General features: G+C 42.9%; 5 protein-coding genes and 1 pseudogene. All 6 read right to left on the reverse strand.

Annotation, left to right across the window (positions count from 1 at the left end):
- Nucleotides 1-51 precede the first annotated feature (51 nt).
- A complete protein-coding gene (locus tag HMPREF9007_RS02020; RefSeq protein WP_008763596.1) occupies nt 52-2,697 on the reverse strand; it encodes a glycoside hydrolase family 78 protein in 2,646 nt (881 codons plus the stop codon).
- A gap of 5 nt (nt 2,698-2,702) precedes the next feature.
- Nucleotides 2,703-6,161 carry a glycoside hydrolase family 78 protein gene (locus HMPREF9007_RS02015; RefSeq protein ID WP_032850769.1) on the reverse strand — a complete coding sequence of 1,153 codons (3,459 nt, stop codon included), beginning with the start codon at nt 6,159-6,161 and terminating at the stop codon, nt 2,703-2,705.
- A 201-nt stretch (nt 6,162-6,362) separates the two neighbouring features.
- Complete coding sequence (locus HMPREF9007_RS02010) at nt 6,363-7,736, reverse strand: aminopeptidase P family protein (RefSeq protein ID WP_008763598.1); 1,374 nt, start codon at nt 7,734-7,736, stop codon at nt 6,363-6,365.
- Between the two features lie 86 nt (nt 7,737-7,822).
- Complete coding sequence (locus HMPREF9007_RS02005; RefSeq protein WP_008763599.1) at nt 7,823-8,170, reverse strand: type II toxin-antitoxin system HicB family antitoxin; 348 nt, start codon at nt 8,168-8,170, stop codon at nt 7,823-7,825.
- A 7-nt stretch (nt 8,171-8,177) separates the two neighbouring features.
- Entirely contained in the window at nt 8,178-8,459 is a 282-nt protein-coding gene (locus HMPREF9007_RS02000; RefSeq protein ID WP_008763600.1) for a type II toxin-antitoxin system HicA family toxin, read from the reverse strand.
- Between the two features lie 155 nt (nt 8,460-8,614).
- Nucleotides 8,615-13,430, reverse strand: a pseudogene (locus HMPREF9007_RS01995) (RecQ family ATP-dependent DNA helicase).
- Nucleotides 13,431-13,475 lie beyond the last annotated feature (45 nt).

A 13,475-nucleotide genomic window follows, 5' to 3' on the forward strand; every position in this document is an offset into this window, starting at 1 on the left:
AGGAAAGATTAGAAAAACAGAGGTCGATAAAATGTTCTATTAAGTGTAAATTTAGAGCAACTTCCACTCGAATGTATGTTTTCCGGCTTCTAACTCTATGACACGTTCTCCTTTCACAGTATCGGGCACGTATAAAGTGGCACTGCTGTTGGCAGGAATCGTCACGCTGTACACAACACTTTTTTTCTTACGTTCCCATTGGGACTGAATCTCTCCGTACGGAGAACGGTGTCTGGCCTCAAACTGCTTTAAATCACTGGGGAAGTTGGGGCGCAGGAGGATATGTTTAAAACCCGGCTGCTGCGGGTCGGGGAAGATACCGCCCAAGCCTTTATAGAACCATCCTCCGATTTCTCCGAACATCATGTGGTTGTCCGAAATGTCACGTGTAGCATTCAAATCCCAGTTTTCGAGCAGGGTGGTGGCTCCGTTGGCAATCCAGCAGCCCCATGACGGGTAGGTGTCTTGTGCAGCTACTTTATAAGCGGTTTCGGCTTCTCCGTTTTCACTCAAGGCGTTCAGTATGGCTTTGGCTCCCAATACACCCACATCCAGATGGAAACCGGCTTCTTCCACCTTCTTCGCCAGGTTGCGGGCTACTTTTGCTTTCATATCCTTGGGGACAATACCCCACATCAGCGGTACGCTCAGTTCCGTCTGAACGCCGCTGGCGTATATGCCGGTTTCCCTGTTCAGATATTTGTCATTGATCGCTTGCCTGATCTTTTCCGCAAGCGCCTGATAATGTTTGTAATCTTCCTGCTTGTTGAACAGCTTTGCGGCATTGGCCAGTATTTTAGTATCTACATAGAAGTATACCGATGAGGTCAGTTCTTTGGACGAATGCGATTTCACAGGAACCCAGTCTCCTCTTCCCCATGAAGTCAGTCCGCTTGGGCTGGTACGGTCTACGTAGTCTACATATCGTTTGATGTTTTCGTAGCAGTCGGCTAATAATTTGCTGTCTCCGTAGAACAGATAAATATTCCAGGGAATAATGGCGATTGTACTCGTCCAGTCCAGACCGTTGTCCGTGCCGTATCCCCATCCTCCGGTCGGAATGATGTCGGGTAATACTCCGTTGGGTTGCTGTTCGTCACGGTGGTCGGCGAGCCATTTTTCGTAGACTGTGATGCCGTCATAATTATATAGTGCTGTTTCTATCGCAAAATGTCCGTCTCCCGTCCATCCGTTTTTCTCCCGTTGGGGGCAATCGGTGGGATACCCCATCAGATTGGACAGATAGGCGTTGTTGGTAGCCCACCACAATCGGTTTACGAGTGGGTTTGACGTGTTTATCTCTCCTTTTTGCGGAACGTCGCTATGAACGAAATAAGCAGTTAGACTGTTTTGATCGAGTGCGACAGGCTTACTGCTTGTCACTTCTACGTATCTGAAGCCTTTGTAGTTGAACCGTGCCATAAACTCGTCTTCTCCCTTTCCACTCAGGATGAGAATATCCGTCTGGAATGGGTCTTTGTCATCTACCGGACGATGGTATACGTCAATGTTTGACATATTCACCCGTCCGTTGTCATAGATGCGTTCGCCGTGTTTGAGCCTTACTACCGTTCCTTCTTCTCCGGATACCTTGATGCGGGTCACTCCGGACATATTTCTGGCAAAGTCGAATACATACGTCGTGTCGTTCACTTTCTTAAGCGCTTTTGCCGGTATTGTTTCTACGATACGAATCGGTTGTACCTGCTGGGATACGACGTTTTGAGAAGGTACAGCTCTGTAACCAGCTTCCTTCCATTTCGAATCGTCAAAATCTGCCGTATTCCAGCCTTTCTGTTCCAGGCGGGCGTCATAATGTTCCGCTGTATAGATGCTGTTGAAGATCAAGGCCCCCGAAGAAGTCTTCCAGTCTCTTTCGGAGCGGATTACTTCTGTAGTGCCGTCTTCGTAGGTAATTCTCAGGTCCATGCAAAAAGCGGGGCGGTTACGCCACGGTGCGCGGTCAAAGTCCCAGACTGCTTTTGACTGATGGTTGTACCAGCCATTCCCCAGCAGTACGCCAATCGCGTTTTTACCTTTCTGAAGTTGCTTGGTCACATCATAAGTCACATAGAAATTCCGTCTGTCGAAACGGGTATACAGCGGGTCTAGCCGATGGTTTCCAATTTTCTCTCCGTTGATGTATAATTCGTATAAACCGGCGACGGTGATGTACGCTCTGGCGGATTTGACTTTCTTTTGAGTGTCGAATGTTTTTCTGAAATAGGGGGCGGGCTTATAGTTGATGTCTCTGTTGTCGCCAATCCATGCGCCCTGCCAGTTCTCCATTCCCATCATTCCGGTCTCGAAGCTGTTGATGTCCGAAGTAGCCTTTTTGCCGTCCTTATCCCATACATTCACTTTCCAGTAATATTTGGTAAAGGGTTGAAGATTCTTTTCCGGATAGGTGACAAGGATTTGATCCGATTCTTTTTTCCCCGAGTTCCATATTTCCCCGTTTTCGTTGTTTGCTTTCAGTGAGTCTGTGCTGACTATTATCTGATAAGCAGTCTGCCGGGCTCCTTGTCGGGCATCGTCCAGCATCCACGACAATCTGGGATTGGCATTGTCGATGCCCAGCGGATTGATCAGGTGGTCGCAATGAAGGTTCACGGGCTTGCATTCTTCTTGCTTTTGTGCAAGGGTGGGTTGCAGTGCACAACATGCAAGTGCAGTCACTAAATATATTTTTTTCATTCTGTCTATTTGTTTTCCTTTTTAACCACAAACTGATATGTACCGGACTGTAGTTCTAATACTGCCTTTCCATTCATGAAAGTAACCGAAGAAACTCCTTCCGCTTTCACGGCAGCTTTTCCGCTTTCTTCTACTACATAGTCGAGAGTAGGTAATAGTAAGTGAAGAGTGGCGGTGGTGTTGGCAGGTATCGTCACTTGGTAAGAAACCGTTCCGTCATTTTCTTTTTTCCAGCTGCTCTTGATATCTCCATAACAGGAAGGGAACGAAGCATTTACCCAGTCAATCTGTTCCTGACCGGCGGCAACTTCCGGACGGTTGTCCGGAATCGGCTGTAATACGATGTGCTTGAATCCCGGACGTGTTTCGTCGATATCTATACCGCCCATTGTGCGGTACATCCATTCGGAGACTGCTCCGTAGGAGTAATGATTGAACGAGTTCATCGATACGGGACCAAAACCTTTCTCTTTGGTATACGAATCCCAACGTTCCCAGATAGTGGTCGCCCCCTGGTCTATACTATACAGCCAGGAAGGGTTGTTCCGTTGCAGCAGTAGATCGTAAGCCGTATTTGATTCTCCGAACTGGCTTAATGTCTGATTCAGGATGGCTGTACCCACGAATCCTGTACTCAGGCGGTTGCCGTTGCCGGCAATCTTGCGGACCAGTGTTTCCACTCCTTTCTTCCGTGCTTCTTCTGTCGGGAATAAATCCAGTTTCAAGGCAAGCAGATAGGCCGTCTGGCTCTTTTGCTTCAAATCTCCGTCTGCATCGACGTAGCGTGTCTGGAATTCTTTCTTGATTTCCTGTGCCAGCTTTCTGTAAGCCTTTGCTTTGGAAGCGTAGGCATCACAGTCGTCCGTTTTCAATGCTTCCGAAATTTTGGCCATCAATTGTGCCGTATATGCGTAGTAGCATACACTGACATAGCGGCGTTCGGTATCTTCGTACGATAGCCAGTCGCCATAATTTGTTCCGGCACCGTTATAGTTATAACCGTCTCCTTTTTGACGGGACAGGAACTCCATGTATTTCTCCATAGATGCATAATTGTCCTGCAATATCTTTTTGTTGTCGTACATCAGATAGATAGTCCAGGGAACGATGACACCGGCATCAGCCCAGGCTGCCTGTCCGTAGCCTACCCATGAGTGTGGAGCTACATCCGGATAGGCGCCGTCACTTCGCTGACCGTCACGCATATCTCTCATCCATTTTTCGAAGAAGGTGGATACATTCGCATTATAAGAAGCGGCACGGCAGAACACTTGCGTGTCTCCGGTCCAGCCCAGACGTTCGTCTCTTTGCGGGCAGTCGGTAGGGATGCTCAGATAGTTGCCTCTTTGTCCCCACATGACATTGCTGTATAACTGATTGATTGACCGGCTGCTGGTGACAAACGAAGCTCCCTCTTCGGTAGCGGAACCGACCACTTCCCCTATCAGGGAAAGTACCTCGATGTCTTCACTTGCCGTTATCTCACAATACTGAAAACCGAAGAAGGTCATGGACGGATGGAATGATTCGCCTTCCTTGCTTCCTTTCAGGATATACTTCAATGTTGCTTTTGCACTTCTGAGGTTGGCGGTATATATACTTCCGGCAGGGCCGTCGTCTCCGCGTGATTTATCTCCCGTGTCGTTCAGCATCTCGCCGAAACGGAGTTTCATCTCCGTTCCCGATGCACCTTTTACTTTGAACCGAACCCAGCCGACCATGTTCTGACCTAAGTTGTAGACGGCCGTTTCACCTTTCTTTAGCCGGATAGGAGCCGGTTTGTCCGTAATACTCACTACATTGATTTTACCGTCTTTTTCACCTTGGTAAACAGTAGTGGACAAAGGGATACGGCTCAGATGCGGACGTACCTGAACGGTGGGGCCGGCAAAGGCGATTAACTCTCCTTTGAAATGAGGGTTGACAGCCGTCTTGTTCCAGTTGGCAGTATTATATCCGGGCTTCGTCCATCCACTTTCTTTTCGGGCGTCATAAGTTTCTCCGTGGTAGATGTCTCCCATTCGTATGGCACCGTCCATGGATGACAGCCAGGAAAGGTCCGTTACTACCGTTTCCGAAGTGCCGTCCGTATATTTCAGTAATATCTTTGCGATGAATCCTACTTCGTGACTGCCATACTCTCCGTGGCAGACGTCACTGTTCCACCAGCCGGAGGATACTTGGGCGCCGACTGCGTTTTCTCCTTTCCGGAGCAAATCGGTGATGTCATACGTCTGATAGTGGGCTGTTTTGCTGAAATCCGTCCATTCCGGCTTCAATTCGTCATAGCGTATGCTGCCGTCTTCCATCTTGTTTCCTACCCGTTGTCCGTTGATAAACAAATCATAGACGCCCAGAGCCGAACTGTAGATGCGGGCGGATGCAATCTTCTTTTTTGCCTTGAATTCTTTACGGAACATGGGTACTCCGCTCATGTCAACCTGCAATACCCGATAATCGCCGGAACCGGAAACCATATTCAGTTTACGATTACCTCCCACAGATACGATTTCTCCGCCTTCAAAAACGGACTGAGGTTTCTCGAAATCCTCTTTCAGAACGACTTTGGCTTCTTCCTTGTCGCCTTTCTGTTCGTACTCTGTCAGTACGATATTGTCAAACATGGCCGTTTCGTTGGTGTTATTTCCTCTGAATGCCCGGAAGCCGATATATCCATTCGATAGTTTGGAATCGGTGTCGGTATAGGTATCCACCAGTACCTTGTCAATATAAGTCTTGACCACTCCATCTTTTGCTTCGATTGCCAGATGGTGTTCTTTATTCAGCAAGTCGGATTTAGTGAAGAATTTGCCGATCGGAGTATCCGAACTTTGCAGGCGTCCCCTGTCATAAATATGTCTTCTGATCAAAGGTTCTTTTTCATTGTCCAGCGTATTGACAGACCACATGAATACGTTGGAAGCATCGCGTGCGCCGAAAAGAACGGATGCGTTGCCGGAAGTCAGTGTGACATCCATTTCCAGCAGCATTCGTGCCTTTGTCTGTTTCTTGTCTTCCGGATTGATTTTGGAATTCTTGTTTATTTGAGTTGCCTTGATCCATTGCGCTCCCGACCATCCGTCGGACAGCAGTCCTGTTTCGAAGAAAGCCTTTTCCGTCGAAGTCTCTTCTCCGGTTTTGTTGTTCCACACGGTTACTTTCCAATAATAGCGGGTGGAAGGGGTGAGAGCCGGTCCTGCATAACAGATGTGCAATGATTCGTCAGATGCCACCTTTCCGGAAGTCCAGACCGGATTTAGACAGGCTGCATCGGTCGCTACCGTGATTTGATAGGCTGTTTGTCTGACTCCTCTTTCCGCTGACTCTAGTTGCCAGCTGAATCGGGGAGCTGTTATGTCCAGCCCGATAGGATTGGTCAGATATTCAACCTGTAGTTTTTTGATTGCTGCATTCGTGGGCAGCAGAAAAAGAATAGATAAAAGTAACAAAGTAGTTCGTGCCATTAGTTTAAAGTATTAATAGTTTGTTATGATGGGGGATACTTGCAAATATAGTGCTTATTGTCTTGGATAGACATAAGAATTTTGACACTAATACTTAAAAATATGACCGTCCCCTTGAAATAATAAATGCCTATACTTGTTGTAGTACAGGCATTTATCGTTTTATGTGAATTCCGGTGCCATCTGTGAATAAAGCAGGGGTTATCTTAAAGCTTCCACTTCTTCGGGTGTCAGCGGAATTTTCTTGCCGAGTCGGCGGGCACCTGTCTCCGTGATGAGATAATCTTCTTCGTTGCGGATACCGCCGAAGTCTTTGTAAGTTTCCACTTTGTCGTAATTGATAAAATCGGTGAACTTCTTTTCTGCTCTCCACATATCGATCAGTTCGGGGATGAAGTAAATGCCCGGTTCTACGGTATGTACGAATCCCGGTTCCAGTGGAATGGCGAGGCGTTGTGACTTACGTCCGAACTGCGTGCTCTTGGGCTGACCGTTGTAGCCTACCCATATCTCACCCAGATTTTCCATGTCGTGAACATCCAGTCCCATCATGTGTCCCAATCCGTGCGGATAGAACAGGGCATGCGCGCCTTCGCGGACAGCATCTTCCGTATTTCCTTTCATTAGTCCGAGAGTTTTCATGCCGTCTACCATGACGCGGGCGGACAATTCGTATACATCCATATAAGGAATGCCCGGACGAAGCGCCTTGACAGATTCCAGATGCATCGCATTCTGGATTTCGTAAACTTCGCGCTGGCGGGTTGTAAATTTCTTATCCGCAGGAATCGTGGACGACATATCGCCTGCATAACCCGACTCGACTTCCGCACCTGCGTCAATCAGGAACAGATCGCCCGGTTTCACTTTATTTCCGTGATAATGGTTGTGCAGCGTCTGCCCGTTGATGGTGGCGATCGTTGCAAACGACAGTTCGCAGTTGTTGGACTCTGCCACGCGATTCATTTCCGCTACTACTTCATATTCGTACATTCCCGGACGAAGCACCTTCATGGCGGTGATGTGCATATCGGCAGTCACGTCACAGGCTTTTTCTATTTCTACGATTTCTTCCGCCGACTTGTAGTTGCGCTGAGCTATGACGGCACGGATGAAAGGTACGGAACCTTCCTGACGTGCAGGTGGTATTCCGAGCCAGTCCATCAGTTTCAGTTTATGTTCGGGGCGGTAGGGAGGAAGATAATGAATTGCTTTTCCACTCTGGACGCATTTGTGCAGATAGCCGACGATATCGGCGGAAGCCATCATTTCCCTGATGCCGACACGTTCGCATTTTTCGCGTAACGTAGGCTGTGAGCCCATCCATACGATGGCATCGATGGATAATTCGTCACCGAAAATAATTTCTTTGTCTTCGTCAATATCGATGATGGCCGAAAGTCCGGCACACGAAAGACCGAAATAATAAAGAAAAGTGGAGTCCTGACGATAACGGAACGTGTTATCCTCATAATTCAGCCCGCACTCGTCATTTCCCAGAAATAACAAAACTCCGGAGCCTAAATTCTTTTTCAGCAGGGCTCTGCGCTGCATATACGTCTCTTTGGCAAACATACTGTCCTAATTTTTAAGTTCGTGCAACAAAGATATAATAAAGAATGAAATATTACATAATCAACAAGTGACAATTAAGCTACGACTTACATAGAAAATTCTTTTTCTAATTCCTTTGTTACAGCTCTGTTGATAAATTCATTAATAGTAGTACCTGCGTTAGCGGCGGCTGTTGCTACCATTCCGTGCAGGTCGGAAGGCATACGTAGGACTAATTTTCCACTATACGGTTTACTTGGCTCCACTCCACGATCTTTGCAACTTGCCAAATAGTCGTCAATAGCCCCTTCAAAGTCACTCTTTAATTCACTGATGGTTTCACCTTCGTAAGTGATGCAATCTTTTTTAAGACCGAGAACTTTACCGAACAGGCAATTATCTTCTTCGTTGTATTCTACGCTACCAGCGTAACCTTTGTACTTTAACTGTCCCATAATTACTTTATTCTTTACTTTGTTCATATTTCTCAATCAGCTTGTTCTCACGGATATAAGCAAGTAACTGCTTCATCACGTATCCTTTAATAATATTAGACGGATGCGGCTTATGCATGATATACGAGCTTTTGTTATCAGCGCTTATAAATTCAACCCGTGAACCAGAAGTATTTCCTTTTTTTCCTTCACTATAACCAAATAACCCAAATAACCGTTTTACTTCATCGTAAGTGAAGTTCTTAGGCAATGTAAGGAAACGTTCTATTAGCTTTTCTTTTGTACCCATAATGTATAATGGTTTATGCAAAGATACTAAATTTAGTATCATGCTCAAGTGCTGGCTTTTCTTTTTATTAATTGATACTGATATTTAACATTAAAGCAAAGTAGATAACAGTGATTTTGAACTTAATTTGTTGTAAATTAAGATTTAATCTCTTATCAATCTGTGTTCTTTTCTACAATGATTTTAGGTAATACAATCTTAACCTCTTGTTTGTCTTTCCGTCTTTCCCAATATACTACGAAGTTGACAGCTGCCTCTTTAAGTCTATATCCTTTTTTATCTAACTCTTCAAGTGTATTTTGGAATTTTCTGGAGAAACGTAATATCTCGTTACCATGAAAGTCTGTACAGCCATTTGCTTTTAGCTGTAAAGGCATTCCACTTTTTAGATTATATATAGCGGCCTGACAATATGAGGAAATAAATGTGTCTAGATTTAAATCTTTGTGAGTTAATAAATAACATAGTCTTTGAGGTATAGGATATTGATTGTTGTCAGTCCGAATTTCTGTTAGTCCATTGACAATATTATTAAAATAATGTCCATTTAGATGGATAGATATGTTTTGTTTTGCACGAGTGATGGCAACATATATTTCACGTTTCTTTTCATCTGAGAGTGAGTTACCATTGTTAAGGAGTAAAAAGACATTGTCGAACTCCTTTCCTTTTGCTTTGTGGATGGTGGAGACAATAACCGTTTCACCTTGAGCTGAATAAAAGTCTTCTAGATTGGATTCAAATAGATAGGTTTTCCAGTCCGACAAATACTTTCGGGAGTAGATTTGTTCGAAAGTAAGTATGATGGAACGACATATTTCCCACGAAGAAGTATTGCCGAATTCGTATTTCAGCTTTCTCTTAGCTACTTCCCATCGTTCATTGTCGATAATATGGGTATCCTTAGTAAGATTTAGTACTTGGGTGAAATAGCGGATTTCATTTAAATCGCCTAAATAAAAATTACTGCTATTCGTTTGAACTAGTTTGGTGGCTATACCCTGTTCCTGTAAGAGGCATGATATAAAAACTGCTTCTTCGTTTGTTTTGGTGAGTACACCAGTCGTGCCTGCAAGCGGGCTTTCAACTACATCCTTTATTAAAGGAATAATTAAATTGTTTGATGGGTAGTAGGTGATACGAAGCGAACCATTCTCCGGTTGATGAGAGACAATAGGATTGTGCTTCATCCGATGAGGTATTTGATTGACAAATGAATTTGCGAATGTCACAAGATTGCTTTTACTTCTGAAGTTTTCATATAACTCATAAAAGCGTGCTTGGTATTTGCTGATGAGGTATTGCATATATTTGGAGTCTGATTTACGAAAGGAATAGATGTTTTGATCATCATCTCCTACAGCTATGACCTTTAGAGTTTCATTTTTATCTATAAGAGCAGTAATGAGATTGAATTCATCCTCTGTCATATCTTGTGCTTCATCAATTACAAGTACGCTTTTGGTGATACGGCTTATTTCAACTTCATCATTCTTGATTTTGTCTATTGTATCTTTAATGACAGATTCTGATTTCTCAATCGAACCTAGTTTGCCTAATAAGTCGAAACAATAGGAGTGAAAGGTCTTTATTTCAATGTAACCTACTGCATTTCCTATTAAATCATGAAGCCTTTTTCGGAATTCACTAGCTGCTGCTCGTGAGAAGGTAAGCATGAGTAACTGTTCATGTTTTACGTCTTCCATTAATAACAGAGAAGCCAGTTTATGTACGAGTAAACGGGTTTTGCCACTTCCCGGACCAGCTGCGACAACAATGTGTCCCGGCTGATTGTCATTAATAATATTTAGTTGGCTTTCGGATAGCTCTCCGAACAATTGCTTGTATTTGGTTGGAGTGATTCGTCTGCTAATCTCTTCTTTTCGTCCTCCTGGAAAATATTTTTGAATGAAAGACATATTGTTCAACCTGAAATAGTCATCAACGAATCGCTGTGCTTCTTGGTTGTTTTGGCTCATTTTTCGTGCATATTCTCCTACAATGTGAATCTTTTGTGTTTTGTTACTATAGAATTTTTCTAGTTTGCGATAATCGTCCTGCTTATACCGTATATTTGTGTCTCCCAATCGTTTAATCGTCATTCGGTTGTATATGACTAGAAATCCACCTTCTATTTGCAGAGCTCCTATCCGGGAAAGGTAAAAAAGCGTATCTTCTATATCTTCGAGAGTAGTCAGTTCTTGAAACAATACTTGTTGTTTTTCATAGCTTTCTTTTAATTCTACTACGGAAAATTCAACGAGAATTTCATCTCTTTTAGCTGAACCAGTTTCTGATTCAGTTTTTTCATATAGGTAATTTATTATAAACTCGGATAAAAGATGTCTGTCCTTTGTTTTTTTATCAAATGAAGTACTGGAGGATGAACACCGATAAATAGCACGATAGTTTCTATTATCATCTTTGTGTGAACGTATAATCCAGTTCTTTTCACACCAGAAATTTATGAGTGTTTTTAATTTGTCAAGACTAATCTCTTTTTTTATTTCAATTTCTGCTTGTTCACGTAATTCTTTCAAGTTAAATAACTTCTCTTCTTCATTAAACTGTGTGAGGAGGAAATCTTCCAAACAGTTGTATAGTCTGGTGATTTCAAGAGAACGGTTTCGCTGCTCTTTTTTGATTATATAAGCAGTGAGATCCTGATTGTCAGCCAATATCTTTTCGTCACGGAGTAAAGTTATTATCTGGATGACTTCATCATTGGGGATACCTAAATGATCGGAGATATAATCAATACGGGCCTCCGGTGCTTCATCATTTGCATACTTTCGACTTTTGGTTGATATGAGCTTTTTAATGATGCGAATAGCTTGCGTTTTTTGTTTTTCATTGAAGCGAGGAGACAGGTTAATTTTATCAATAGCTTCCTGAACTGTATTTGCCAATATACTGTCGGCAAATACACGTGGAATATTTTGTCCACGGCGTAAATATCCGGATTCTTCAAGTGCTGCTATGGCCGTGGTCACACGAGTTTCTATGTTGGTGACATTCTCATCCCATCCGGCTCTACGAGCTATCTCTAAAGCTGACTGCGAAACAGTCGGGCGCAAGCGAGTGTTATTTTTTATAGCTTTCCAGACCTGTTGTATTTCTCCGATATGTAACTTCGTTTGATTAAGCAGGATGAAATGCTTTGTTAAATCTTCTTCGTCAAAAAGAATATAACAAGAGGCTTCGATATTCTCGTCTCGGCCAGCTCTGCCCGATTCCTGTACATAATTCTCAAGTGAATCGGATATTTCATAATGGACTACGAGTCCTACATCTTTTTTGTCTACTCCCATTCCGAAAGCAGAAGTGGCTACCATAATTTGTACGATGCCGGAGATGAAATCGTTTTGGTTTTCTGTTTTATCCTTAATGTCCATTTTTCCATGGAAAGCTCTAACGGAAAAACCGTCTTGCTTTAAACGCGCTGCGAGGGTGGAAGCTGTTCTTGTGCGTGCTACATAAATAATTGTCGGGCATTTCTTTAACTCAATAATCTCCCTTAGACACGTATATTTCTCTTCTTGCTGACTTTTTTGGAATACTTGATATTTAAGGTTGGTCCGGTAACTGTTGGAGCGAAATAATTCTAACTGTATATTTAGCTTTTCTTTGAAATAAATGGAAATATCCTCAATCACTTCCTGTTTGGCTGTTGCTGTGAAACAAGAGACGGGTATTGGTTGTACCAAACCTTTTTTCAGTTGTAGTTGTCTGATATAATCACCTATGTAGAGATAGTCAACACGGAAATCTTGTCCCCATGAAGAAAAACAATGTGCTTCATCAATTACAAAACGAACAATTTTACGTCCCAATAATAATCTTTCAATTGATTTTGACCGTAATGATTCGGGAGATATATAAAGAATGGAAGCAGTTCCGTTTTCAACTCTTTCAAAAGATTCAGAACGTTCTATAGGATCAAGCAAACCATTGATAGTGACTGCATCTGTAATGGAATATTTTCGTAGGTTGTCCACTTGATCTTTCATTAAAGACTGTAGAGGAGAAATAACTACTGTGAGTCCTTTAACTAATTCTCCACTCATTAATGCCGGGACTTGAAAAGTGATAGATTTTCCTCCTCCTGTAGGGAAGATTGCGAGGAGTGATTTACCTTTTAAAGCAGCTTTTACTGCGTCTTCTTGCAAAGATTGATTGTTGTAAGTTCGATAAGAATCAAAACCAAAGAAAGTTTTTTAATCCTTTATGTGCGTCAAAAACCTGATTACAAAAATCACATCCAGTCAAGCAAGGAGTATTACGTAATGCATACATGATTGACTCTACTTTCGGGTGCGAATGCAGTACCCAAGGTGGGGTAATAGAGTAGCGATCTTTACAATTGATTAGGGCAAGGCAATAAGCTAATTCGACAGGAGATTGGTTGATATAGTTTGTAAGTGGGGCATACTTACATAAATCACCGTCAAATCTGCGGTTTATGATAGCATCTAAATCCTCCTGCTGCTTTTCGTAGTTATAAGTAATATAATCAAAAAAGTAACCGAACTCTTTGGTATGATATAATAGTGCAAAATAGATATCCTTTAAATCTTTGTCCAGACAATTAAATGCTTCTACCTCAGAGAGGAATAGCTCTTGTGCTTTGATTGAATCATTTAGTGGGTTGCTGAGGCTTTCTGTTTGTAATTTGTCGTCTTTCAATAAATGATGGTAAGGTCTTGCCGGAAATAATAAAGGCGAGAGATAGAGAGTGTCTATTACTTTGGGGTGTTTGTATCCGACTTGCGCAAATAAAGGCGAAATATATTGAAGATCATGATTCAAGATGTTATGTCCGCCTATATATTCTGTTTGTGCAATGAATTGCATTAAATCTTTGGGCGAGTTGCAATGAAAAGAAGCTCCGTCATGGCGAATAGCTCCTATATCCAAAATCTGACGATTAGTTGGATTAATTTCAAGGTCAATAAAGGTGATATTTGTCATGCCTGTTTTTTTTAATCAACTGTTCAAAGATAATACTAATTTACA

The organism is Bacteroides sp. 1_1_14, from assembly GCF_000162515.1.
In the GTDB taxonomy this organism is placed as follows: domain Bacteria; phylum Bacteroidota; class Bacteroidia; order Bacteroidales; family Bacteroidaceae; genus Bacteroides; species Bacteroides thetaiotaomicron.

What these genes read in the sequence shown, in the direction of transcription:
- HMPREF9007_RS02020 (WP_008763596.1), bottom strand. Translation starts at nt 2,697, where the DNA reads ATGAAAAAAATATATTTAGTGACTGCACTTGCATGTTGTGCACTGCAA.
- HMPREF9007_RS02015 (WP_032850769.1), bottom strand. Translation starts at nt 6,161, where the DNA reads ATGGCACGAACTACTTTGTTACTTTTATCTATTCTTTTTCTGCTGCCC.
- HMPREF9007_RS02010 (WP_008763598.1), bottom strand. Translation starts at nt 7,736, where the DNA reads ATGTTTGCCAAAGAGACGTATATGCAGCGCAGAGCCCTGCTGAAAAAG.
- HMPREF9007_RS02005 (WP_008763599.1), bottom strand. Translation starts at nt 8,170, where the DNA reads ATGGGACAGTTAAAGTACAAAGGTTACGCTGGTAGCGTAGAATACAAC.
- HMPREF9007_RS02000 (WP_008763600.1), bottom strand. Translation starts at nt 8,459, where the DNA reads ATGGGTACAAAAGAAAAGCTAATAGAACGTTTCCTTACATTGCCTAAG.